This is a genomic window from Kitasatospora sp. NPDC127116 (genome assembly GCF_042677365.1).
GTDB lineage: Bacteria > Actinomycetota > Actinomycetes > Streptomycetales > Streptomycetaceae > Kitasatospora > Kitasatospora lactacystinica.
Map to the genome: position 1 here is coordinate 10,368 of NZ_JBHXTL010000042.1, position 24,834 is coordinate 35,201.

Consider the following 24,834-nt stretch of genomic DNA (forward strand, 5'->3'; position numbering starts at 1 on the left):
ACCTCTCGACGATTCGCTCTTCCCCGGCCGCCGGCCGGGGGGACCCCCGTCGCTCACTCATGCGCGGATCTCCTTGAGGATCAACGTGTCGGGAAGATTCGGTGACAGCAGGGCGAGTTGGGCCGGACGGATGCCACGGAACACCGTCACCACGCGGCCGGCCGGAAGCGGGCGGGTGTCGGTGACCGCCGGGTTGAGGCGCAGCAGCTCCGCGACGGAGATGCCGTTGCGGGCGGCGATGTCGGTGAGGGTCTCCCCGTCGGGGTCCCGCACCCGGTAGCGCTGCTCGTCGAAGCGGGCGAGCCGGGCCGGGACGGTCGGCTGCGGCTGCGCGAGCTGCTCGGACAGGTGCTCCAGGCCCTCCGGGGTGAGGCTGCCGGGCACACCGGTGAAGGCGTCGACGTCGACCCGGTCCACGCCGGGGACGGCCTGGGCGACGGCGAGCACCTCGGACAGGTGGGCGCTCTGGCCGAGTTGGCGCCCGGCGTAGCCGAGGCGGTCGAGCAGGGCGCGGCGCAGCGCCGGCTCGACCAGGTCCCAGGAGTGGTCCGGGTCGACCTTCACGTTCACGGCGACGATCAGCAGGACGAGTTCGCGCAGCGCGACCTCGACCGGCAGCTTCGGGTCCCCGTACGCGGTGAGCGAGGAGTGCAGGGTGCGGATCAGGTCGGAGTCGGCGGTGAGCGGGATGTCGTCCACCCCGGCCACCGTGACGTGGACGAGCTCCCGCCGGCCGTCCGAGAGCCGGGTGGCGCCGGCGCGCCCGATGCCGGCCCGGGAGCGGGTGAAGTCCTCGTAGTCGGGAACCGAGACCAGCCGGTCGAGTGCCGTGACGGCGAGCGGGATGTTGCGCCTGGCCGGACCCGGGCCGTCCGGGCCGGCGCCGCCGGTGGCGGGCAGCGGGTTGACGACGGCGGAGACGCCGAGCGGGCGGGTGGTGAGCTGGGTGATCCGTCCGGCGCCGACGTTGCCCGACTCGCCGATGCCGATCCGGTAGCGGGCGCGGACGTTCTCCCGGCCGGTGGGCAGGCGCGAACCGTGCACGCCGTCGCCGAAGGTGACGGTGGTGCGGCCGTCGGCCGCCGTCGAGGTGACGTAGACCCGTTCGTCGGCGCCGCGCCCGGCGAGGCTGTCGACCTCGTGCCAGCGCACCCCGTCGACCCGGATCTCCAGGGTGCTGCGCGCGCCCCCGGGGGTGTCGGCGGCCAGCCAGGTGAGCGGCGACTGCCAGAGCGTGAAGCGCTGGCCGGGGACCCCGGCGTCGCCGCTGCCGACGGCCTCGTCGCGCGTGGCCCCCTGGGTGGCGCGGACCACGTTGCCGAGGACCTGGACGGTGTCGCGCCGGTAGCGGTAGGCCAGCGGGGCACTGAGCGTGATCGCGGTGCGGACGGTGTCCCCGGGCAGGTACGGGTCGACGCTCTGCCCGACACCGGCGATCATGGCGAGTTCGGTGCCCCGGACCCCGGTGGTGTTCGGGATGTCGGTCCGCTCGCCGCTGACCGCGATCCATCGGCCGGGGGTCAGCCCGTCGTAGAGCCGGGCGAGTTCGATCCGGTCGCCGTGGACCTCCTCGGTGACGGGCTCGTCGGCGAGCCGCAGCGACTCGCCGCGGGCGTAGACGGTGGTGTCCCGGATGTCCGAGAGCTGGGTGTCCTTCTCGTCCAACCACGGCTGCTGCAGCGACAGTTCGGTCACCTTTCCGGTGATGCCGAAGTCGGCGCGGGAGATCACGCGCACGTCGGTCACCCGGGTGATGACCTCGGCGAGGTCGCGGCTGCCCGGGATGCCGCCGTCGATCCCCTTGCGCGGGCGCTGGATGACCACCCAACTGCCGGGCGCGATCTGGTCGTAGACGGCGTCGAGGGTGAGGACCGTGCCGGAGACCGGCTGCAGCTTGGTGGTGAACACCACCTCGACCGCGGTCGGCGACTCGTCGGTGGCGGTGTAGCGGTGGACCCGGACGTTCAGCTCGCCGGACTCGCCGGTCTTCTCCTGGCCCGGTTCGAGCTGGTGGTCGAGCGCGGGGCCGGGCCCGCCGTCCACCGTCACGTGGATGCGGCCGTCGGCCTGCGGGCGGGACACGAAGACGGTGCGTTCGGGCAGTTTGGCCAGGAACCTGGCGCTGACCCCGGCCTCCTGGTCGGGAGCGGGCACCGCGGCGCGCACGGCGGCGGCGTGCGGGTTCGGCGTCGGTGCCGGCGGCTCGGTGGTGACCACCTTGACCTGTCCGGGGCCGAGGGTGAAGGTGTGGTCCCACGGCAGCGAGAAGCCGTCGTGCGTCAGGCTGCCGGCCTCGACGTACGTGAAGTCGGCGGTCCTCGGGACGGTGCCGGCGGTGTCGAAGCCGATCCGGACTCCGATCAGCGTGCTGCCGGCGAGCGGCCAGTCCACGTAGCGGTCGATCCGGCCGTCGTTGCCGTAGACGGGCTTGAGCGGCGCGGTGGCGCCGAACGGGGTGGCGACCACCCGCATCGCCTGGATCTCGTGCACGGCGAGCGGCACCGTCAGGTCGACCCGCCGCCAGGCGGGGTAGAGGCCGTCGCGCAGCCGGGGGTCGAGTGCGGACAGCAGCTGCACGCCGAGGTCCGAGCCGGGCGCGAACAGGCGCTGCGGGTCGCGGGTGAGGTCCCGGGCGCTCAGCGGGGGCCGGGTGGGGGCGGTGCGCAGCGCCGCCAGCACCGAGCCGAGCCCGCGGACGGCCGGGTCGGCGGCTCCGGTGCCGGGAGGGTTCGGCCCGGGCTTGTCGGGGGCCTGCGGCGGCTCCAGCTGGTGGGCGCGGTCGCGCAGGCCGGACAGCTCCTCGCCGAGGCGTCCGAACCAGTCGGCCACCGGCTGCTGGGAGTGCGCCAGTTCGGCGGCCTCGGCCGCCCGGGCCATCACCGGGGTGAGCCGTTCGGCGAAGTCGGCCGGGGTGCTCAGCGGGCCGGACGGTCGGTCGAGGTCGGCGCGCAGCGGGGCCAGCACCTGGTCGTCGAAGTCCCGGATGATCCGGCTGTGCCCGGGCCTGGGATTCGGGGCGCCCTCGGAGACGGTGATCCGGTCCGCCAGTTCGGCGCGCAGGTCCTTGAGGGTGCGCAGGTCCCGGGGCAGCCCGATCACCGTGACGTCGTTCTCGCGGTCGAGCCGCACCTCGGGCACCAGCCGCATCACCCGGTGGACCGGGTCGGCGGCCTTGTCGGCGCTGAAGACGAACAGCAGCCGGTCGCCGGGCTTGATGTTGTTGGCGGTCCCGGCGGCGAACAGCTCGGCCCGCCCGCCGGGGTTCAGCTGTCCGGGTGTCAGCTGGTACGGGCGGCGGCGCAGCACGGCCAACTCGTTCCAGGCCGAGCGGGCGGCGAGGTCCTCGGCGGTCTCGAAGGACTGCGGGTCCTCGCCGGGGCCGGGGACGCTCTGGCTGCGGGCGCCGCGCGGGACGACGACGGTCGGGTCCTCGGCGGCCCGCGGGTCGTGGTCGAGGGTGTAGGCGAGGTAGGTGTCGGCGGCCACGCCGGGCCGGGGCCGGTGCCCGACGAGGCGGCCGAGCAGGGTGAGCGACTCCTCCTCGACGGCGGTGCGCAGGTAGCCCTCGTTGGCGATCCGCTCCGAGTAGAAGGTGAGCACGTCGGCGAGCACGGCCCAGGAGTCCAGCAGCGCGATCGCCGGGTCGTCCGGGGTGCGGACGGTCAGGTCGCGCAGCGCCGGGTAGGCGGGGCCGGACAGCCGAGCGAGCAGGCTGTCGAGGAACTCCCCGTAGCGGCCGACCCGGTAGCCGATGGCGTCCAGCCCGGGCGGGTTGAACAGCGGGGCCGGGGTCGCGGTGGCGGTGCCCGAGCAGCCGCAGGTGCACTGGCCGTTCATCGGCCGCCTCCGATCACGATCGAGAGCCGGCCGTTCTCCGGCCGGTCGGGGTCGTTGTCGCAGCCGGCGATCTCCAGCGCGCCGAGCCGCAGCAGCCCGTCGGCCAGCTCGCCGTCGTCCCGCCCGAACTGCCGTCGCAGCCGGGTGACCCGGGCGCTGACCACGCCCGGCACGGCGGCGGCGACGGCGACCAGCCGGGAGACCCGGACCGGCTCGCCGAAGCCCAGCGCGTCCGGGTGGAAGAAGCCGAGCCGTCCGTCCGGCAGGGCGCGGCTGCCCAGCACCCGGCGCAACTCGGCCAGCACGTGGCCGCGTTGGTGACCGGGGGCGGCGCAGACCTGCAGTTCGAGGTCGAGCGGTACCACCAGGGCGGGGCGGACGACCAGGTCGTGGCCGATCCGGCGGTACGCCTCCAGGCCGTCGCCGACCGCCGCCAGCAGGACGGTGTCGGCGGTGGCCTGCCCGTACGGCTCGACGGCGACGTGGACCTCCTGGACGCTGCCGGTCCAGCGGAGTTCGGCGGCGGCCCGCCGGACGCCCGGCAGGGCTGCGGCCAGCTCCGCGTAGTCGGCGGCGGTGACGGCGCGCAGCCGGGTGCGGCTCAGCGCGAGCGGGGCCGACTGCCGTACCTGGTCGAGGGGTTCAGGATCGGTGCCGCCGCTCGCGGGCATCGGGTTGCGGACCCGGAGCAGCGCGTCCTGCGGCGGTGTGACGGTGCTGCGTCCCTTCGCGTGGGGCGGCTGGTCCCGGCAGACCACCAGGTGGTTGACGGCCTCCGCGCCGACGTTGCCGGCCGTGCCGTTGCCGATCCGGTAGGCGACCCGCAGCTCCGCGCCGGGCCGGGGCGGCTGACCGTGCCGCCCGTCGCCGAAGCGCAGCGCGAGGCGGCCGTCGTCCTCCGGCTCGCCGACGAAGTGCCGGTCGCGCGGGCCGTCCGGGAGCAGGTCCCGGCGGGGCGTCCACTCCTGGCCCCCGGCGGTGGCCCGGACGGCCGGCAGTGCGGCACGGGGGTCCTGGACGGCGATCCCGGACGCCGGGCCGGCCGACGCGGGGGAGTCGGGGTCGAGCCCGGAGGCGTAGCGGCCGCCCCAGCTCTGGGTCACCTCCCAGACGCCGGGCCGCCGGAGCACCCCGCCGGCGCGGGCCCTGGCGGTGAGCACGTCGAGGCGGCGTAGCTTGGCGGCGAGCAGGCGGGTGCGGCGGGCCAGCAGTTCGCGCAGTCCGGCGGCGGGCCGCTCCGCGAGGCGCAGCTCGTGCACCGACTGGGCCCCGAACAGCACGGTCAGTTCGGCGAGTTCGGCACGGGAGAGGGGGTGGCCGCAGTCCGCCCGGTGCCACATCTCCTCCAGCCGCTGCCGGACCCGTTCGGGGATGCCGGCGAGCAGGACGGCCTGCCGGGCGCAGACGTGTGCCCGGTCCGGGTAGGCGGCCGCCTGGGTGACCGGCGCGTAGCGCAGCACCGGGCGGAAGGGCTGCGGCAGGACGGGGTAGCGGGTCTGGTCGAGCAGCGTCTCCAGCGTCGCCGCCTGGGCGTCGGCGGTGGGCGGCTCGACCGCGGCGCCCTGGCCGTCCTCGCCCTCCGCGCTCGCGCCCGGCGCGAGCTGGATGCTCAGCCCGGCCCGCCGCACCGCCGCCTCGCCGAGCAGCGCGTACAGCTCGCGGACCTGTCGCGGGCCGAGCTGGCGGCCGGTCCTGGTCCGGTCGAGCAGTTCGTGGATCGCCTCCGCCGCGGGGCTGCCCGGGACGCGGTCCGCGCAGCCGGACCCGCCCGGACCGCAGGACGCCACCCGGACCGGCTCCGGCGGCACGGTGAAGGTCTCCGGGGCTCCGCCGCAGAAGGTGAGCGAGCGGCCGTGGTCGACCAGCACGACGTTGCCGCGGGCGACGCTCACGTCGGGGATCGGGCCGCAGTCGCTCCCGCCGCGCGCGGACAGGCAGACCGGGAAGGTGAGCGCGTCCTCCGGCGCCCACTCGACCTCGACCACGGGCTGCTCGTACAGCTCGTCGACCAGGTGGGTGACCGAGGTGAGCCGGACGGCCTGGCGGTGCGCGGGGTCGGCGTCGGCGGCGGCGCCGGTGCGCGGGCCGAGCACCTCCTCGACGATCAGGAGGTCGCCGGGGCGCAGCGCCAGGTGCCGGGTGCGGTCCTCCGGCCGGTCGGCCTCGTGCCAGTCGTCGCGCAGGGTGGCGGAGGTCGCGCCCGTCGGCAGGACGCAGTCCTGGTCGCCCCAGGTCCAGAACCGGATGGTGTTGTGCGCGGGGTGCAGCACCAGGTCCGTTCCGCCGAGCGGCTCGAACACCTCGACCGCCGCGGTCCGGGTGAGCGCGTCCAACTGCTCGTCGGGGATCACCGTGGACAGTTCCGGGCGTTCCTGCGGGCCGAGCCGGCTGACGTCGACGGCGGCGAAGCGGAAGGTGCCGGGGTGGAGGGTGAGCGGGCGGTCCGTCGCCAGGGTGACGAACGCCCGGGCGTTGCAGCCGTCGTGCACGGCGTAGTCGATCAGCCGGACGTGCCGGCGCACCGACACCCGGCGCCGGGCCGTGTCGAGGTACGCCTCGGTGGCCACCGCGTCCTGCTGGTAGGAGAGTTGGTCGGCGGTGTAGGCGAGCAGCTCGACCAGGGTGACGCCGAGGTCGGGCAGGTGCCGCTCGGTCCAGCCGGGGGCGGTCAGGCTCATCCGGTCCAGCACGAGCCGCCGCAGGCTCTCGTAGTCCCGGGCGGTGCGGTCGATGACCGGGGCCGGTCGGACGGCGGGCGGGCAGTCCTCCTCGGTGCGGCAGTCGTAGGGGGAGGGGCACTCGGCGCCGAAGGAGAACCCGGTGCTCGCGTACCTCGGGTCGAAGCCCGGGTACGGGCGGGGGCCCGGCCGGCCGTGGGCGTCCGCCTCGACCACGGTCAGTCGGTAGCGGGAGGTGTCGCCGGTGCGGTCGAGGGTGACGTGCATCCGGTCGTCCAGCTCCGGGTCGTCCGCGCGCTCGATGTCGACCGCGACGGCGCGCAGGCCGGTGATCCGCCGGCCGCCGTCGACGCGGATGTTCTCCGGGCCCAGTTCCTGCGGCGCCCGGCCGAGGAAGGTCACGCTCAGCGTGCGCCGGTCGTCCTCCAGCTCGGCGCCGTCCACGCCCAGCAGGTGCGCCGCGCGCACGTCGGCGCGCCGCAGTTCCGTCCCGCACCGTGCCGTCGGACGTTCGGATCGCCCGGTCATGCCGCCACCCCGCCCTCGAAGACGTCCTGCCGCTGGGTACCGGTCCGGCGCACGACGTACGCCAGCTCGACCCGCACCACGTTGTCCTCGCTCTCCACGTCGAGCGCGGCGACCTCGATGACGTCGCCGAGCCACCGCTGCAGCGCCGCCTGGACGGACAGTTGCAGGGTGGCCGCCAGCTCCGGGCTGTTCGGCGCGAAGACCAGGTCGAGCAGTCCGCAGCCGAAGTCCGGGTGCATGACCCGCTCGCCCGGGCTGGTGAACAGCAACTGCTCGATCAGGTCGCGCACGTGGTCGTCGTACGCCGCCTCGGCAGTGCGCCCGCGGCTGTCGATCCGGAACGGGAACGCGATGTCGGTCCGGGCCGGGCCGGGCAGCGGAGCCGTCGGCCGGGCGCCGGGCCCGTCGAGCTGTGCGGTGCTCGTCGGGGTGCTCATACCCCCACCGCCCGCTGCTGGACGACGGTCACGACCGGCGGCCCCTGCGGGACCTGCTCGGCGCTCTGGCACAGCCCGACGGCGGACTGCGGCAGCGCGGGGGAGCCGTTCACCCGGATCCGGGCGGACGGCACCACCCAGCGGATCGTGACGCAGGGCTGGGGCTTGCCGGCCACGGTGAACGGGCAGCCGGTCACGGTGTACAGGTCGGCCGTGCTGGTGACGGCCTGGCCGGCGACCAGCACCCGGGCCTGGGCGGGCAGGGCCGTCGCCTGGGCGCCGTGCGGGCAGGTCACCGTCGCATTGACGTGCAGCAGATTTCCGGGCACGAGTCTCTCCCCCGTCAGGTCACGCTCAGGGCGTCCTGGTTGATGGAAACGGTGGCGCCGACGAGCGAGATCGAGGCGCCCTGACCGTTGCTGATCCGGATGCCCGAGTCGTTGATCACGATCGAGGCCCCGCTCGGTGTGCGGAGGGTGATCCCCGTGGTCGGGTCGTCGGACAGCACGATCACCCGCCGCCCGGTGGTCTCCAGCACCTGGTTCGGCACGCCCGGCGGGCCGGTCGTCGCCTCCGCCGGCACCTCGGAGGCGGAGCCGTACCAGCAGCCCGTCCAGATCGGATAGCTCTGGTCGCCCTGCTCGAACTCCATCCACACGCCCGCCCCCACCGGCGGGACGGCGTAGTGCCCCATTCCCGGGCCGGCCACCGGGAAGCAGGGCATCGCCCAGGTCGACGCTACCTCGCCCAGCACGTCGGGCACCTGGGCCTGGATGCGGCCGATCCCGAGCGGGTCGACGTTGTTCACCACCGTCCCCCGGAACTTGCCGAGGTAGCGGGTCGGTTCGGCCATGTGGGCAACTCCTGCTGCAGCGTCAGGGGATGACGGTCGGCTGGAGGGCGATCAGGCCCTCGCGGGTCAGTGTGAAGTTCTGGGTGTACGAGCCGCGCTTGAGGTTGTGGGTGACGCTCTTGACGAAGTACAGGCCGTCGTAGGTGAGTCCGGCGCCGCGGACGCCGACCAGCTCGCGCGGCCGCAGCACGTGGCCGTACCGGACGACGTCGAGCTGGCCGGAGCCCGAGACGGCGTCCGCCGACTGCATCGCCTTGGCGATGGTCTCGGCGACGGCCTGGGAGCTGTCCTTCTTGGCGGTGTCGGCGATGACCTTCTTCTTCAGCGCCGGCGCGGGCCTGAGCGCGAGCGGCGGACGCAGGATGCTGACCTCCGGCACCGGCAGGACGGCGGACACCTTGGTCGCCGGGAACTGGACGCGGGCCTCCGGCTCCTCGCGGGCGGTCCCGTCGAAGGCGAAGGTGAGCTGGTCGACGTTCGACAGCGCGTCCATGTTCACGTTCAGCGCGTGCTGCGGCACACCGAGCCGGATCTCCGGTCCCCAGTAGCCGCGGCTCATCCCGGGGGCCGGGCCGGGGTCGAGGTAGAACACGTAACCGTTGGCCTTCGCCAGCTCGTTGACGTACCCGAGGTCGGTGCCCTTCTGGAAGTCGATCCGCCGGGTCGGCATCGGCGTCTGCGGCACCAGCTCGGGGATGACCAGCGGCACGATGCCGTACTGCCCGTACTTGGCGATGATCGCGGCCACCCGGGCCGCCGGGGACATCGCGGGGAACGGCACGCCGGCCTGCTCCTCCAGGTCCATCAGCACCGTCAGGTCCTCGCCGGTGACGGTGAGCGTGGACTGCCCGGGCTGGTTGCTGATGCCGACCTCCTGGCGGATGATCACCCCGTCCATCAGCACGGTCGGGGTGCCCGTGACGGTCACCACCAGCACGACCCTGATCTTCGGGTCGAAGAAGCCGCCCGGCAGCAGCGCGGTGTTGATCAGACCGTGCTTCGACAGGTCGAAGGCCAGCTGGAACCCGCTGCGCTGCCCGGAGGCCACCGTGACCTGCGCCGACAGCAGCGCGTCGGTCACCGGCTGCGGCACCGGTACCGGGAGCTGCGGGCCCATCAGCAGGCTCAGGTGGATCGACCCGATCGGCCCGCCCCCCGTGACGGCCGAGGCGTCAGCCATTTCCCACCCCCGGCCCGGGCACCGCGCCGGGTAGCGCGATGGTGATCCGCCGGCCCGGGGTAGCGGTCAGCTCCCGCGGATCGAGGACCGGATTGGCGTCGGCGATCCGCCACCACTGGTCGGCGCTGCCGAGGTAGCGGTAGGCCAGCAGGTCGGGGCGGTCGCCGGCGCTGACGGTGTGCTCGGCGAGCGGGGTCAGGCCGTCCGCACTGGGCAACAACCGCCGCTTGAGGAAAGGGACTTGCCGCCCGTCCGGCTCGGTGTGCAAGCCGACCGGGACGCCGTGGTACCGGCTGGTCAGCGGGTACGGCGAGGGCGCGGGCAGCGCGTTCAGCGGGTCGTTGACCGTCATCAGAACCCCCCTCCGAGGCCGAGCGCGCTCAGCCGGCCACCGGCCGCCGTGCCGACCAGCCGCTCCTTCTGCGCCAGGTGTGCGAGGTACAGCTCCGCCCCGCGGTGCCCGGTCGGCAGATCACTGACGGTCAGGACGCGCAGGCCGATCGCGACGGCGGCCCTGATCGGACTCAGCTCGATGTCGAACGCCTCCTCGGTGATGGTCAGTTCGGTCAGCCGCACCGGCAGGATCCGCTTCCCACCCCAGGTGAAGAGGGTCAGCGGGGCCTCGATCGGGGTGATCTCCAGCGTCCCGAGCGCGGCCAGCGCCTGATTGCTCCGCAGCTGCGCACTGGCCGGCTGCACCAGCAACTCCAAGGTGGCCAACTGCGGATGGATCCCGTTCGGCGCCGGCACCTCCAACTGGTCGGTGGCGTCCAGCTCCGCCGTGAACTTCCAGGTCTCCACGGCTGGACCCTTCAGCCGCAATGCCTCCGTCCGGTCCCCGCTCCCGTCGGCTCCTGCCACCTGCGGGGCGAGCGACCGCTCCAGGCTGTCGGGGTTGAACTGCAGCACGACGATCCGCTGCGGCGTCCCCCGCTGCGGATCGACGATGACCAGCCCGGCCCTGATGGGCTTGGGGGCGTCCATGTACGTCACGTCGCGGCCATCTCCTCAAGCACGGACCGGGCGATGTCGGCCACCTCCTCGTCCTGCTCCTCGTCCAGCAGTTCCTCCAACAACGGCGCGTAGGCGGGCCACGGCTCGTACGTGATCGCCCACACGGCGTTCTTCCGGACCTCCGGCCGATCGCTCCGCAGAGCGCGGCGGACGCTCCGGAAGAATTCCTCGTCGAATTCCACCGGTGCTCCCAGCCCCAGGCGCAGGACCTCCGCCGCGTAGGTGTCCGGATCCGCCTCGGGGTCGGCACTCCGGACGAGTTCGGGGAGCCGCCAGGTGTTCAGCGTGGACTCCGCGAGTTCCACCGTGCTCCGGATGACCTTCTCGTCCGAACCGGTGATCATCACATAGAAGAAACCGGAGAGGAGATCCTCGCAGTAGGTGAGGGCGATGGCCGGGCCGACGTACCAGGAGATCTGGCGGGGCGTCCATTCCTCGGGGTCCGCGGGAATGTCGATGCGCCGCGGCCAGCCGATCAGCGCGGCCAGTTCCTCCACGGCGGATTCGTCGGCGTCGTCCCGCAGGACCAGCCGTCGGCTTCGGTCGAAAATCTCAGTCATCGGTCGATCACCTCGGGGAGCTACTTCAGTCCGTACAGGTGGAAAAGCTTTTCGCGGATCCGGCCCTTGAGTTGTTCGAGAGTGGTGATCTCGCTTCCTTTCTCGGTCTTGATGTCAAGGGACTTGATCCACATCTGGATCACCAGGATTTCACGGTTGGCCAGCCCCTGGACGTTCTTTCCGTTGAAGGCCTTCTCGCTCGTGTCCGCACCCGATTCACGCTCCTTCGCGCGCTGCCGGTCGAGCGTCCTGGCCTGCTCCATGGCACCTCCCCCCTCCATCGGGAGGTACTTCAGTGCCTCGGCGACGGGCATCGCCTCGCCTCGGTGGACCCGCAGGCCGGGGAGGCTGGTCTTCGGGTCGGCGGTCGGGGCGACCCCGGAGACCCGGCTGCCCTCGGCGGCCATCTGCAGCAGCATCCCCGAGTGGATGATCGACCGCTCGTTCCGGTGGACCTCCTTGCCCATGATCAGGCTGCCGAGGAAGGCGGCGTCGCGCCCCACCTGGCCGTCGACCCGGCCGCCGGCGGCCATCGTCCGGACCCCCTCGACCACCTCGCGGTTGTGGTCGGGGTCGTTGAGGATCCGTTCGGCGATGCCCTCCTTGAACGTGCCGGCACGGTTCTTGCGGCCCCGGTAGCGCAGATGCTCCTCGGCCTGGCCGTTCTCGTGCTGCCGCTTGATCACGGCCCGCTGGAGGCGCTGGGCGCTCTCGACCGCCCGGAGGCTCTCCTGCTCCTCCTTGTCGGCACCGGCCGCGATCCGCTTCTGCTGGGCGTTCCGCATCTTGTTGGTCTCGCGCAGCACGGTGTGCGTGACGGCGGCCGGGGTCCGGTCGGGCCCGTCCTCGAACTCGAACACGTCGTGTGCGCTCTCGTTCGTGTACTCGAAGCCCGCCATGCTCGGGCCCTGATGGTTCATGAACCGGGCCATGGAGGCGAAGCCGACTCCCTGCGGGACTCCGAACCGCCGTTGGTCCGCCGCGGAATCGTCGTCCTTCCGGTGGATCCGATTCGCACCGCTGACGGTCCGGGAGTGGTCCAGGATCTCGGCGGACAGCTCGTCGAGCATCGCCAGCAGGTCCCGTTCGTCCAGGGTGAGCGCGTCGGTGAGCTTCACCTGCGGATTGAGGGTGGCCGTGACGGCGAAGTTCCTGTCGCCCTCGATGCCCAGGCTCGACAGCCGGTACCACGTGCGCATCGCGGCGAGCAGCGCCCGCAGCACCGGGCCCCGGACGCCTCGGTGGAGCAGGCGCTGGATCCGTGGCCGGATGCGGGCGGCGATCAGGTCGAGGCGGTTCTGCTTCGCCTGCGGCGAGTTCTCGTGGGCTCGGCGCTGGGCGCGTTGCTGCTGGCGCTTCCGCTGCCAGGCACCCAGGCGGTCGCGCTGCTTGCGGTAGGCGTCGCGGAGCCTGTGCGCGCCGTTGGTGAGGGCGCGGCCCAACTTGCTGTTGAGGAGCTTGCGGCCGAGGGTGCGGGCGGCCGTCCGCACCCGGTTGAGGGCGGCCTTGACGGTCTGGCGGGAGGCGTTGAGGGCACGGCCGACGGGGGAGACGGGGTGGCGGCGGGAGGCGGGCCTCGGGCGGGCGACCTCGCGGCGGGGGCGTCCGGAGGTGGTCGACGGGTGGTGCTCCGCGTGGCGGACGGTCTGCCGGGCGGGGCCCGTTCGCGCGGGGCGGGTGCGGCCGGGGGAGGGCCGCTCGCGCAGGGACCGGGTGGCCCGGCGCAGGCCCGCCCGGGCCTTGTTGACGGCCCGGCCGGCCGTCTTGCGGCCGCCCCGGCCGGCCCTCGCCAGGCCCTTGAGGATCTTCTGCGCGATCCCCTTGAGCTTGGTCCCGACCGCCTTGCCGGCCCCCTTGAGCTTGCTGAGCAGGAAGTTGGAGATGAAGTCCAGCAGCGCGACCACGCCCGCCGCGACCGCGTCGGCGAACAGGCACGCGGCCGAACCGGACTTGACCGCCTTGAGGAAGGTGACGAACTTCCCGATCGCGGCGACGATCTTGCTGATGGTGTTCCACGCCGCCACCAGCCCCTGGATGATCGCCATGATCGCGCCCGCCGCCGGCACGATCAGCGACACCAGCTTCTCGATCACGATCGAGACGATCATCCCGGGCAGCGAGGCGACGATCGCCTGCCAGGCCATCCGCCCGATCTGGGCCATCGAGATGCAGCCCTTGACCAGCACGTTGACGATGGTGGAGGTCAGGCCGACCACCGACTCGACCTTCTCGTTGAACCACTGCTTGACCGCGCTCTTGATCGCACCCCACAGGTAGTGCTGGATGCCGTCGATCGCGGCGCTGCCGAGTTTCTTCAGCCAGCCGCCCGGGTCGGAGGCGATGTCGCCGATCAGGACCGCGAACTCGCCGAAGACCGCGATCGCCTTCTGCACGAAGTCGATGGCGTCCATGACGGTCTTGCGGACCGCCTCGATCGCGGCCTTGAGTCCCGCCTCCAACGCGTTGATCAGCGCGTTCAGCCCGGCCGCCAGCAGGTCGAGCAGCTTGTTGACGGCGTTCTTGAGCTTGTCCGCCCACTCGTTGACCTTGGCGACGGCCTTGTCGCGCCACTCCTCGATCTTCTTGCGGAACCTGTCCCGCAGTTCGGGGAAGGCCGCCAGCAGCACGTCGCAGATCCTGATCAGCGCGTCCGCGAGCTTGTCGATCAGGTCGACGGCGAACTTCCGCGCCTGGTCGATCGCCCAGTTCGCGAACTTCCGGAAGCCGTCGATGATGTCGTTGATCAGGCCGCGGAAGAAGTCGAAGACCTTGGTGACCGCCTCGACCAGCGCGTCGAAGGCCGCCTTGACCTTGGACTTGACCCAGCCCCACCAGCCCTCGGACTCCTCCTTCTTGCGGTCCTTCTCCTTCTGGGCCTTCTCCTCGGCCTCCTTCCGCTTGTCCTGGATCTTCTGGTTGTCCTGCTGCTGACGGTCCTGGACGTCCTTGTCGGCCTCGGTGCGCTTCCTGCCGATCTGTTCGGTCCTGTCCTGGTGCTCCGAGGCGGAGTCCTGGTCCGCGGTGGAGACCTTCCGGTCCTGCTCGGTGCGCCACTGCTCGCGCTCGGCCCGGACCCTCTCCGCGGCCTCGCCCCGCTCGCCGGCCTGGGCCTCGGCGTTGTCGGCCACCGCCTGGTCGGTCTCGGCCTGGTTCTGCCGCCGCGCCTCGGCCTCGCCCTGCTTCCGCTCGGCCTGGGCGGAGCCCAGTCGACCCTGCCCCTGGCCGACCGCGGCCTGGATCTGCGGGCCGCGTTCCTGCTGGGTGACGATGCCGATGCCCGGCTTGGTGTCGGTCGCGCCGCGCGCACCGGCGCCCCCGCGCCCGCGGCCGCCCCCGGGGACGGAGGCGGTGAGGGTCTCCTTCGGCACGTCCGGGTAGATCCGGTCCTCGCCCATCGGCTTGGCGGCGTCCTCCCGGCCGACGCCGAGGATCCTGGTCGAGCTCTCCTTGAGCTTCGTGGCCTGCCGGTCGGTGCGCGCCGGGTCGCTCTCCCCGGTCAGCTCGACCTTGGGCGCCGGGCCGACGGTGGTGTTCAGCGCCGGGTCGGACGAGGGCACGCCGTCGACCGCGACCTGGGCCTGCTGGACCTCCTGCGGCGAGACCTGGTTGCCCGGGTCGTCGGCGACGTGCGGCGGGGCGACCCGGTCGCCGGGATTGCGGCCCTCGACCTTCTTCTCCTCGGCCCGCTGCTGCTCGCCGTCCGCGCCCGGCGGGCCGACCCGCTCCAGCCGCTCCGTCACCGCCTCGGCGGGCGGCGCGGCCTCGGGCGTGCCGGACCGGGTCTGCGGGGCTCCGGACGGGCGCCGGACGGTCGGCGGGGCGGCCTGCAGCCGGGCCCGCTGCTCGCCGACCGTACGGTCCACCGAACCGTCCACGCCGTCCAGGGTGGTGGCCATCCGATCGGGCGGCAGGCTCGCGGCGGTGGCGAGCGCGCTCTGCGGGTCCTGGCCGGAGACGTCGGGCGGGACGGGCTTCTGCTCCTGCTGGGCCGGGGCGCCCGCCGCGCCGCCCCCCGCTGCGCAGCCACCGGCTCCGGCACCGTCCGGTTCCGCCTCGGTGGTGGGCTGCTGCGGGCCCGCGCAGGCGCCGCCGCCGGACTCCAGGGAGGCGTCCGGGGCGGGCCGGCCGGCGAGTCCGGCGGGCGCCTCGGCCTGCTCGGCCGCCGGACCGGGGGCGGTCTCGGCGGCGGTCCCGGGAGAGTCCGCGCCGGGTGCCGCTTCGGGCCCGCCGGTGTCCGGACCGGCGCCGTCACCGCCCGGGCCGTCCCCGCCGACCGGCCCTGCCGCGGTGGGCGCGGCCGTGCGCTCCGCGCCGCCCGGCTCGGGCGAGCCGGCCGGTTCGGGGGCCGGTCCGGCCTCGCGCGCCTGCTCGGCGGGGGTGTCGGGCCGCTGCGGTTCCACCGGGGCGGGCTCGGCGGCGGCCGGCGCCGGGGCGGCCGGGTTCGCGGTGGCTTCGGGGCCGATCTCCTGCTCGACCGGCTGTTCCGGCTGGAGGTCGCGGGCGCTGCGGTCCTCGGCCTCGGGGGCGGGGGCCGGTTCGGGGGCGGCCGGCGGTGCCGCCCCGGGCTGCGCCTGCTCCGGCGGTGCCGCCGCAGGCTCCGCGTCCTCCTCCGGCCGGGCGTCCCGCTCGGCCTGCACCTGGTCGGCCTTGGTCGCGGGCGGTTCCGGGAACTCCGGGGCCTCGGCGTTCCCGGCCGGAGTGCCGTCCGGTGACAGGCTGATCCGATCGGCTGTCGGGACGGCCGACATGTCGAGGTCGGATGAGGGCAGGAAGTCCTCGGGCGAGATCTCCGGCCCGGCGTCGGCTGACGCCGGCTGCCGGTCCTGCTCCTTGCCCGGTCCGTCCTGGACCTCGGACTCCGCGTCGGGTTCCATGCCCAACGGCCGTTCCTCGTCCGGGGTTTCGGCCTTCTCGTGGTCTCCCGCCAGCAGCCCGTGCCGAGCCAGTGGACCGTCCTCGGCCCGGGCGACCGCGTCCAGGCGCTCGGGCTTGACCGGCGCGGGCTGCGGCAGCGGACGGGCGGCGGGGTCCTGCGGCTTCGTACCGGCCGAGGGCTGGGCGGCGGGGTCCGGCTGCCCGGCTTCGGGAGAGTCCGGTACGACGGCGGCCACGGGCTGGGCGGCGGCCTCCTCGGCCGGCGCGGGCGACTGCTCCGGGCCCGCGTCCGGGGCCGCCTCGACGGTCGACGGCTGCGCCTGCCCAGGAGGCTGGGCCTGATCGGCCCGCGGCTGCGCGGCCTCGGCCTCCGGGGGTGGCGCCTGCTCTTCGTCCCGCCGTTCGTCCTGCTGCTCGCCCCGCTCCTCCGGGCGTTCCGCGTCACCGTGACCCTTGCGGCGCCCGCGCCGCCCCTTCGGGCCGTCCGGCTGCCGTGCCTCCTCGTCGAGTTGCCGCTGCCGGTCCTGCTCGCCGCGGTCCTTCCGGTCGGTCCGCTCGCGGTCGTCGGTGGTCCGGTCGGCGGCATCGGTGACCGGTTCGGGCGTCTGCGCGCCGTCCGGGTCGGCCGGGCGGTGCTCGGCGGCCTCGACCAGCTCCAGTACCCGGGTGTAGTCCGAGGAGGGCAGCCGGATCTCCAGGCGCTCCAGCACGGAGGCCTGCAACTCGGGGGCGAAGCGCGCGAGTTGCCAGCGGACCCGGCCGGCGGAGTCGGTCGGGTCGCCGCGCAGTGAGCGCAGGATGCCGGCCGCCAGCCGGTCGACCAGGGTGGCCGGGTCGAGCCGCTCGGCGCGGAACCGGTCGGCGTCGACGGTCGCGTAGCGCAGCCACCCCGGCGTGGCACCCGGCGTCGCCGCCGTCGGCCGGTCGTCGCGCGCGCCGTGCTCCGCCTCCCGCTCGATCGCGTCCTGCGGCAGGCTGACCGCGCCCAGGTCGCGGCCGGCCCGCAGCGCGCCGAGCGGGTTCGGGACCTGGACGGTGTGCAGCAGCTCGTGGGTGAGCAGCCGCCGGCCGTCCTCGGCGGCGGGCCGGTACTTGCCCTCGCCGAAGAAGAGGTCCGGGCCGACGGCGACGGCGTCCGCGCCGATCAGCTCGGTCAGCGCGGCGGAGTCCCGGTCGGTGTGCACCCGGACCCGGCTGAGGTCGTGCCCGAGCCGCGCCTCCAGCTCCCGGCGCACGCCCGGGTCGAGCGGCTGGCCGGCGCCGGAGACGATCTCCTTGGGCTCGGGCGTACGGGCCTTCGGCGCCCGGGTCCTGCGCCGGGCCGCGCCCCGCTCGGTGTCCGGTGCGGAGTCCTTGGTCGCGAGGGCGGGTCGAGTCATGTCCGCCCCCGTCCCGGCGGCCGGCCACCGCCGGACAGCCCGGCGTGCACGGCGCGGGCGAGCGCCTCGCCGAGCCGCTGCGGTGAGGCGCCGGCCGGGAGCGGCGGCAGCCCGGAGAGCAGGTCCAGCGTGCGGTCGCCGCCGACCGCGAGCGGCACGCCGCGCGCCTCGACCAGACGGGTCAGTTCGCTCCGGAACGCCGCCGTCAGCCGGTCGTGGTCGACGTGCGCGAAGCCGTCGAGGACCAGCTCGCCGATCTCGACCTCGATCCGCCCGGCGCCCCCGTGCCCGGGCTCGGCCCGTTCGGCGCCACCGGGCTCGGCCCCGTTCCGCCCGGCGCCGTCCCTCCCCGTCGCAGCCCCCTCGGTCAGATCCATCCGCCGACCTCCGAGGGCGTCAGCGAGCGCTCCAGCTTCAGGTACTCGGTGCGAGCGGCGGCCAGCAGGTGCCGCATCTGCATCGGACAGTCCTCGTCGGCGGCCAGGAAGGCGGCGGACAGCGCGATGTTGCGGATGGAGCCGCCGGCCACGGTGAGCTGGGCGAGCCGCTCCGGGTCGAGGCCCTGGCTGGGGGTCTCCTCGGGGATGACCCGGCGCCAGATCTCGGCGCGCTCCGGCACCCCGGGGAACGGGAAGTCGACCACGAACCTGATCCGCCGCATGAACGCCGGGTCCAGCGCCTTCTTCATGTTGGTGGTGAGCACGGCCAGGCCCCGGTAGGCCTCCATCCGCATCAGCAGGTAGCTGACCTCCAGGTTGGCGTAGCGGTCGTGGCTGTCCTTGATCTCGCTGCGCTTGCCGAACAGCGCGTCGGCCTCGTCGAACAGCAGCAGTGCGCCGCCGCGTTCGGCCGCGTCGAAGACCCGTCGGAGGTTCTTCTCGGTCTCGCCGATGTACTTGCTGACGACCTGCGAGAGGTCGATGACGAACAGGTCCACGCCGAGCTGCCCGGCGACGACCTCGGCCGCCAGCGTCTTCCCGGTGCCCGACCCGCCGGCGAACAGCGCGGTGACGCCGAGGCCGCGGCGCAGCACCGACTCGAAGCCCCACTCCTGGTAGACCGTGCCGCGCCGGCGGACGTGGGCGACGATCTCGCGCAGGATCGAGCGCTGGCGCTCCTCCAGCACCAGGTCCTCCCAGCCGGCCCGCGGCTCGACCCGCCGGCCCAGCTCCTCCAGGGACATCCGGGCCTCCGTCAGACCGGCGTGCCAGGCCAGCGGGCCGACGTCCCGGCCGTCCTCGGCCGCCCGCCGCGCCGTCGCCGCGGCCGCGCGGATCACATGGCCGGGCAGCGAGAACTGCGCGGCCAGCGCGCGGATTCCGCCCTCGGTGACCCCCGGCGCACCGTCCAGTTCCGCGGCCCAGATCGCCAGCTGCTCCTCGGGGCCGAGCGCGGGTACGGCCAGCCTGGCCCGGTCCGGGGCCCCCTCCGCCGGGAGCTCGTCGCCGGAGACGACCAGCGGCACCGCCAGGCTCGCGAGGAAGGCCTCCGTGCCGTTCGGGGACCGCGGGTGCTGCCGGCCCGGCTCGCCGCCCTCCACCAGGAGCGCGGCCGGGATCAGGATCGCCTCCCGCTGCCACAGCCGGGCGAGCTGCTCGCGCTCGGCGGGCTCGGTGGGCAGGTCCTCGCGGTGCGCGGCGAAGAGGCCGAGCCCGGCGCGGTGGGCCGCCGCCGCCGCTATCTCCCAGCGGGTGCGGCGGTCGGCGCCGGTCAGTTCGGTGTGCGGCGGGCCGGTCAGCCCGGCCGCGGTCCACCCCAGGGCCAGCTCGGCCGCGCACCGCTCGTGGGGCTCGGGCAGCTCGCCGGGCGGCCCGACCCGGGTGAGCAGGCCGTGCAGCCGCACATCCAGGTACGGCACGCCGACCAGGAAGTGCAGCACCCGCTCGTCGATCCGCAGCCGGGAGGTGGTGAGCGCGGTCTCGTCGTCCAGCTCGACCAGCCGGAAGCGGCGCAGCGGGCCGACCGGGGTGAGGGCGCTCCAGTGCGGCTGGTCCAGGGCGGCGAGGGCGAGCGAGTAGGTCGGGTGGGCGCGCCCGGGGTCGCCGCCGGCCGCGGCGCACCGGGCGGCGGCGGTGGGGTCGATCACGGGCGCGGCGGCCAGCACGAGGACGTCGCGCTCGAAGGGGGTGAGCCCGAAGGAGGCGCTGAGCGCGTCCAGGGCGGTGGTGGGCTGGCGCCGTCCGCCCCGGCGGCCGGTGGGCTGGTCGGACGACGCGGGGTCACCCGCGTCGCGGCCGGCCGCGTGCGCGTCGACGCGGTCGAGCACGGCGGCGACCGCGGCCGACAGCGCCTGCCGGTGCGGCTCGTCCGCCGGGCCGTCGCGGCCCTGCCTTCGACGCGTGCTCATCCGGGTCCCCCGTCCTGCGGTCAGTGCGTCAGGTCCACGACGGGACCGTTGAACGATCCGTCGCTCGACACCGTCAATTCGCTGGGCACGCCGTCCACCTGAACTCGGGTCAGGTACGCGGTCGGGCGCACGCCGACGACCGGCACCCGGACCTCGTACGGGTCGGTGCGCGGTTGCGGCGGCGCGGGCGCGCGGAACTGGTGGCTCGCCCCGCGCCGCCCGGCGGGCGGGTGCAACTCGTCCAGCAGCAGCAGGACCTGCTGGTCGTCCCGGAGCGGCAGGTCCAGCCGGACGTCCAGCCGGGCCGAGACCCCGGAGGGTCCGTCGGCGCGGTCCGCCGTGCCGATCGGCCCGTCGATCCGCGGCTGCCGGGCGAAGGTCTGCGCGTTGGACTCCAGCGCGAGGTGGTCGGCGGCGGGCCTGCCGTCCAGCGCCAGTCCGTGCAGCACCTGCACCTGGTACACGCCGGGCGGCAGGTCCTCCGGGACGGCGACCACCAGCCGGTCGTCCCGGACGCCGCCCGGGTCGACCGGCACCCGCCGCTCGCCCAGCCGGGCCACGACCAGGTCGGCGCGCAGGCCGGTGCCCTCCAGCACCAGTTCCCGGTCCTTGGTCACCGGCCCTTCCCCGGGAGCACCGGGGGACCCGGCGGGCCGGGACAGCACTCGCTCCACGACCGGCCCGCGGGACGGCACGGCCCGCACGGTACGGCGCAGCACCGGCTTGCCGGCCACCGGATCGACCCTGCCCTCCACGAGGACGGCGGCGGCCTGGTAGGTCACGGACAGCGCGTACGGCGTCTGGAGCAGCGTGCTCCACAGCTTGGACAGCTCCTCGACGTCCATCGTCGTGGGCGTGAAGCGCACCCGCTGCGGCGAGGCGGCCAGGTCCGTCCCCACCAGGAACGGCTGGGCGGCTGCCTCCTCGATCAACTGCCGGGACAGCACCGGCTGTTCGGTCAGTGCCCGGACCACGCAGCCGAGCAGCCGCTGGCCGACCAGCTGGGACTCCTCGCCGTAACAGCTGATCAGGTAGTGCAGGTCCAGGGCGGCGGCCGGCCGGGCCAGCACCGTGCCGTCCGTCGCGCGGGTGGGCGCGTCGCGGTTGCGCAGCGAGGCGTTGGCCGTGACCTGGTAGAGGAAGACGGTGATGGTCGGGTCGGTGGGCGGTTCGGTCGGCGGCTTGCGGGCGCCGACCTCGACCGCGAACGGGATGTCGGGCGAGAGCGCTCGGGTGATGAGCTGCCGCAGCGCCTCGCTCACGGTGGCGATCGCGAGGTGGTTGCTCACGGGCCCGTCCCCTCGGTCATGTGCCGCACCCGCCCGCTCATGAGGTCTCCCGGTCGAGGTACTTGTCCAGGTCGAGGGCCGGGCCCGGGCGGGCGGCCGCCGGCTTGGGCGGTCCGGCCGGGGTGCTCCGGGCGGCCGTGACCTCGACCCGCCCGATCCGGACCTGTACCACCCGCTCGACCGGCCGCTGCCGGCGTCGGGCCCCGGTCCCGTGCGCCTGGCCCGGAGCAGCTGCCCCGGCGGCCCGCCGTACGGACGCCGGTGCGGCGGCCGGCCGGGCCGGTGCGGGCGGTGCCGCGGTCGGCGGCTCGGGGGCGGCCGCCAGGTGCCGTGCGGTGACGGGCGTCGGTACGGCTGCCGGGCGGGCGTCCGTACGGCGGGCCGCCGGCTCGACGGCCGGTGCGGCACCGGGGGTGACCGGCGGCGCGATCAGCAGCGGCGTGCGCGGCAGCGGAAGGACGGGTGCGACAGCCGGCCTGTCCTCACCGACCACCGCCCGCAGCGCCCTTTCGACCGGCGCCGCGGGCGGTGCCGCCGGCGGCCGGGGGAGTGGCACGGGAACGGGTCGTCCGCCCGAGCGGCGCGGCCCGAACGACTCCTCGTCCACGACCGGCGGCGCCGGAGCGAGCGCGTCGAGCCGTTCGAACGGCCCCGGCAGGCGCGGGCGCACCCGTACCCCGGTCCGGTCCCCGCCCGGGCCGCCCTTCGCCACCAGGCGGTCGAAGTGGTCAGGCATCTGCACACAGCTCCAGGTAGTAGCGGCGCCGCAGTGGGCTGAGCGCCAGGATCTCCGCCTCGCTCCAGCCGTAGGCGGTGGCCAGGAGGTGGACATGGAGCAGGGTCGCCCGGGCCCAGTCGTCCAGCTCCTCCCAGAGGTAGGAGGCGATGTCCAGCTCGGCGAGGGCCTGCTCGCCGCACTCGGGGCAGCCGAGGTGCAGCCGGACGTCGGCGCAGGGGTCGGCTGCGGCGGCGGCCTCGGCCACGCGCCGCTGGACCGGTTCGGGGAGCTGCCGGGCGGCGACCGGCTCCCCGCCGTGCTCGGCGATCAGCACGCACCGCTCCAGCACCACGGCCCTGGCCCGGTCCGCGGGGGCCTGTTCGGCGGCGGCCAGATCGCCGGGGGTGGGCAGCCGGAAGCCGACCTGCCAGCCGTCCAGCTCCACCCGCAGCGGGCCGTCCGCCGGCCGCGCGGCACCGACCACCTCCCCGGAGTCGAAGGCGAACTCCATCTCCTCCGCGCAACTCGGGCAGCTGACCCGCACATTGAGCCGTTCGCCGAACAACTCGGCGCGCAGGCCGTACAGTTCGGCGTCCCGATGGCCGAGCGGAACGGCCAGCAGCTCCTCCGCCCCGGCGCCCGGACGGGCGACGGCGTGCAGCAGCAGGGCCCGCCCGGTGCGGCCGGCCGCCAGCCCGGCCTCCCAGGCGGCCAACAGGGCGGCCTCGCCTGCGAGTTCCATCGGTCGGCCGCTCAGGCCGGCTGCTGGAACGAGGGCTCTTCCGGTTCGGGCGTCTCCTCGTCCCGCTCCCAGCCCTCCACTTCCAGCTTGAGGCTCTGGATCGCCACCGCGTTGGCGTTGGCGTCCAGTTCGCCGAGCACCTGGTACTCACTCGGCCAGGCGCGGTACAGCTTGTGGGCGACCGCCACCTGCCCGGCCTCGTTGAGCACCTGGATCACCAGGTCCTTGCGGAAGTCCCGCAACGAGACCTCCGCCCCGCGGCCCGCGCCGACCATCCAGACCTTGTTGGCCCAGCGGTCGAACTCCGGGTCGTGAGTGACCCCGCGCTCCAGGGTGACCGCCTCGAAGTCGGTGCGCCCCGGCGACTTGCGCGGCGCGCTCGGATCGCCCCCGCTGCGGTGCTTCACCACCTCGGTGGTGCGCTTGAGCGGGCTGATCTTGCTGATTCCGGCGACGACCCGACCGTCCCAGACGACCAGGAACTTGAAATTCTTGTACGGATCGAACCGGTGCGGATTGACGGTGAACTCGACCATGGAGATCCTAAACCTCGAACTGTCCGGCGAGCTGCTCGATCTTGACGATCACGAATTCCGCGGGCTTGAGGGGCGCGAATCCGACCACGACGTTCACCACACCGCGATTGATGTCGTCCTGCGTGGTGGTGTCCTTGTCGCACTTGACGAAATAGGCCGAGCGCGCCGACGTGCCCTGGAACGCGCCCTGCTGGAACAGCGAGTGCAGGAACGCGCCCACGTTCAGCCGGATCTGCGCCCACAGCCGCTCGTCGTTGGGCTCGAACACGACCCATTTGGTGCCGCGGTAGAGGCTCTCCTCCAGCATCAGCGCCAGGCGCCGCACCGGGACGTACTTCCACTGCGAGCTGAGCGCGTCGGCGCCCGCCATGGTCCGCGCGCCCCAGGCCACCGGGCCCACCACCGGGAACGTCCGCAGGCAGTTCACCGCGAGCGGGTTCAGCAGGCCGTTCTCCCGGTCCGTCAGCGGGACGGTCAGCGCGCGCACCCCGGGCAGTCCGGCCTCGGTGCCCGCGGGCGCCTTCCACACGCCCCGCTGGCCGTCGGTGCGCGCCATCACGCCGGCGATGGTGCCCGACGGCGGGAAGCTGCGCAGCCGGCCGGTGAGCGGGTCGACCAGCTCCAGGTGCGGGAAGTACAGCGCGGCGTGGTCGCTGCGCACCGAGTCGAAGGCGGACAGGCCCGCCCGGGCGGCGTCCAGAGTCGTCCACGCCTGCGGCGAGTCGACGATCAGGAACATCCGCTGCTCCGCGCAGAGTGCCTGGGCGGCCGAGACGACCGTGACCGCGTCGTCCACGCTGGCGTAGCCCGCCAGTTCCGGCAGCACCAGCAGGTTGACGTCCGGCACGTCGCGCAGGGCCTGGATGCCGGTCTTGCCGGCCTCGCTGCCGATCAGGTCGGTCATGCCGGGGGCCGCTCCGTCCTGGCCGCCGGCGAGGGCGAGGACCGGCGGGTTGACCGAGCCCTCCAGCCCGAGGTTGTTGGCGGCCTCACCGAGGAAGCGCACCACGTCGGCCGGGTCGGTGGAGCCGGCGACGACCTGGAGCTGCCGCCCGAACACGCTCACCCGGGTGCCCGCGAAGGCCCGCTTGCCCGGGGCGTCGGGCAGGGCCCGCAGCTTGCGCTCCAGCAGCAGGGCGAGTTCGGGGACGGTGGTCGGCGCGGTGCCGTCCGCGGCCGGGTCGTAGATCTTGACGGTCCGCGAGACGTCGGCGATCTTCACCTGGATCTCGTGGGTGAGGTCCGGCAGGGTGGCCGCGAAGGGCTTGGAGACGGTGCCCACCGGGTCCGGCCGGCTCTCCGCGAGCACCTTGACCCGGACGACGGTCGAGCCGCTGTTCACCACCGTCTCGGCGAACCGGGGGCTGGCGGCCCGGACCGACAGGTCCGCGAAGGACTCCCGGACGGCGCCGGAGGTGTCGAAGACCTGGAGGTTGAAGGTCTCGGCCGGGGTCGGCGTCCGGTAGTCCACGGCGACCCGCAGCCCCCCGCCCCAGAGTCCCGGCTCGACGGCCGTGACCTCCAGGGCCGGGGTGGCGGTGGAGGACTGCGTCGAGTTGAGCGTGACGCCCGCGGCGGCGCCGGTGCCGGCCGCCGCGACCCGGACCACGACCCCGACCGAGCCCCCGTTGAGGAAGAACTGCTGGACGGCGTAGCTGACCGGGCTCTGATCCGCGAGTCCGCCGAAACGGCGTTCGAAGTCCGCGAAACTGGTGATGGTGACCGGCTGGTCGAGCGGGCCGCGCCGGGTGGCCCCGACGAAGGCGGTCACCGAGGTGCTCACCGCGGTGATGGTACGGACGCCGCTGGGAAGCTCTTCGATGTAGACGCCCGGGTAGGTCGGTGTCGTCGGCAAATTCCC

17 protein-coding genes are annotated in these 24,834 nt (G+C 74.3%); all 17 read right to left on the reverse strand.

All coding sequences use genetic code 11. The annotated features are described in order from the left end of the window. Positions 1 to 57: 57 nt before the first annotated feature. Genes ACFVHV_RS18780 through ACFVHV_RS18860 form a run of 17 tightly spaced genes read right to left on the reverse strand, consistent with a single transcriptional unit; the run spans position 58 to position 24,828 of the window. Positions 58 to 3,837, reverse strand: coding sequence for a putative baseplate assembly protein (locus ACFVHV_RS18780; protein ID WP_380352202.1), 3,780 nt, complete (start codon positions 3,835 to 3,837; stop codon positions 58 to 60). Beyond that, positions 3,834 to 7,043, reverse strand: coding sequence for a putative baseplate assembly protein (locus ACFVHV_RS18785; protein WP_380352204.1), 3,210 nt, complete (start codon positions 7,041 to 7,043; stop codon positions 3,834 to 3,836). The genes ACFVHV_RS18780 and ACFVHV_RS18785 overlap by 4 nt, the downstream gene beginning before the upstream one ends. Beyond that, positions 7,040 to 7,480 (reverse strand): GPW/gp25 family protein, encoded by a 441-nt coding sequence (locus ACFVHV_RS18790; RefSeq protein WP_359900769.1) that lies wholly within the window; start codon positions 7,478 to 7,480, stop codon positions 7,040 to 7,042. The genes ACFVHV_RS18785 and ACFVHV_RS18790 overlap by 4 nt, the downstream gene beginning before the upstream one ends. Next, the gene (locus tag ACFVHV_RS18795; RefSeq protein WP_359900772.1) at positions 7,477 to 7,809 is read right to left on the reverse strand and encodes a hypothetical protein; all 333 of its coding nucleotides are present in this window, start codon (positions 7,807 to 7,809) and stop codon (positions 7,477 to 7,479) included. The genes ACFVHV_RS18790 and ACFVHV_RS18795 overlap by 4 nt, the downstream gene beginning before the upstream one ends. Positions 7,810 to 7,823: 14 nt before the next feature. Next, positions 7,824 to 8,333: a phage baseplate assembly protein V gene (locus tag ACFVHV_RS18800; RefSeq protein ID WP_359900775.1), complete on the reverse strand. Its 510-nt coding sequence runs from the start codon at positions 8,331 to 8,333 to the stop codon at positions 7,824 to 7,826. Positions 8,334 to 8,355: 22 nt separating this feature from the next. Then, positions 8,356 to 9,513 (reverse strand): hypothetical protein, encoded by a 1,158-nt coding sequence (locus tag ACFVHV_RS18805; protein WP_359900777.1) that lies wholly within the window; start codon positions 9,511 to 9,513, stop codon positions 8,356 to 8,358. After that, positions 9,506 to 9,865 carry a hypothetical protein gene (locus ACFVHV_RS18810; protein ID WP_359900780.1) on the reverse strand — a complete coding sequence of 120 codons (360 nt, stop codon included), beginning with the start codon at positions 9,863 to 9,865 and terminating at the stop codon, positions 9,506 to 9,508. The genes ACFVHV_RS18805 and ACFVHV_RS18810 overlap by 8 nt, the downstream gene beginning before the upstream one ends. Further along, entirely contained in the window at positions 9,865 to 10,497 is a 633-nt protein-coding gene (locus ACFVHV_RS18815; protein WP_359900889.1) for a hypothetical protein, read from the reverse strand. The genes ACFVHV_RS18810 and ACFVHV_RS18815 overlap by 1 nt, the downstream gene beginning before the upstream one ends. 5 nt (positions 10,498 to 10,502) lie before the next feature. After that, complete coding sequence (locus tag ACFVHV_RS18820) at positions 10,503 to 11,087, reverse strand: hypothetical protein (RefSeq protein ID WP_359900783.1); 585 nt, start codon at positions 11,085 to 11,087, stop codon at positions 10,503 to 10,505. Between the two features lie 20 nt (positions 11,088 to 11,107). Next, positions 11,108 to 17,341 (reverse strand): DUF4157 domain-containing protein, encoded by a 6,234-nt coding sequence (locus ACFVHV_RS18825; RefSeq protein ID WP_380352207.1) that lies wholly within the window; start codon positions 17,339 to 17,341, stop codon positions 11,108 to 11,110. Beyond that, positions 17,338 to 17,718 (reverse strand): hypothetical protein, encoded by a 381-nt coding sequence (locus tag ACFVHV_RS18830; protein ID WP_359900789.1) that lies wholly within the window; start codon positions 17,716 to 17,718, stop codon positions 17,338 to 17,340. The genes ACFVHV_RS18825 and ACFVHV_RS18830 overlap by 4 nt, the downstream gene beginning before the upstream one ends. Then, on the reverse strand, positions 17,709 to 19,688 hold the full coding sequence (locus ACFVHV_RS18835; protein ID WP_380352209.1) for an ATP-binding protein: 1,980 nt from the start codon (positions 19,686 to 19,688) through the stop codon (positions 17,709 to 17,711). Before ACFVHV_RS18835 ends, ACFVHV_RS18830 begins: the two co-directional genes overlap by 10 nt. Before the next feature lie 20 nt (positions 19,689 to 19,708). Next, positions 19,709 to 20,977 (reverse strand): DUF4255 domain-containing protein, encoded by a 1,269-nt coding sequence (locus ACFVHV_RS18840; RefSeq protein WP_380352210.1) that lies wholly within the window; start codon positions 20,975 to 20,977, stop codon positions 19,709 to 19,711. Between the two features lie 37 nt (positions 20,978 to 21,014). After that, complete coding sequence (locus ACFVHV_RS18845; RefSeq protein WP_380352212.1) at positions 21,015 to 21,713, reverse strand: hypothetical protein; 699 nt, start codon at positions 21,711 to 21,713, stop codon at positions 21,015 to 21,017. Next, positions 21,706 to 22,437 (reverse strand): hypothetical protein, encoded by a 732-nt coding sequence (locus tag ACFVHV_RS18850; RefSeq protein WP_380352214.1) that lies wholly within the window; start codon positions 22,435 to 22,437, stop codon positions 21,706 to 21,708. The genes ACFVHV_RS18845 and ACFVHV_RS18850 overlap by 8 nt, the downstream gene beginning before the upstream one ends. An 11-nt stretch (positions 22,438 to 22,448) precedes the next feature. Continuing rightward, entirely contained in the window at positions 22,449 to 22,973 is a 525-nt protein-coding gene (locus ACFVHV_RS18855; RefSeq protein WP_049649365.1) for a phage tail protein, read from the reverse strand. A 7-nt stretch (positions 22,974 to 22,980) separates the two neighbouring features. After that, entirely contained in the window at positions 22,981 to 24,828 is a 1,848-nt protein-coding gene (locus ACFVHV_RS18860; RefSeq protein ID WP_359900804.1) for a phage tail sheath C-terminal domain-containing protein, read from the reverse strand. Between the last annotated feature and the right edge of the window lie 6 nt (positions 24,829 to 24,834).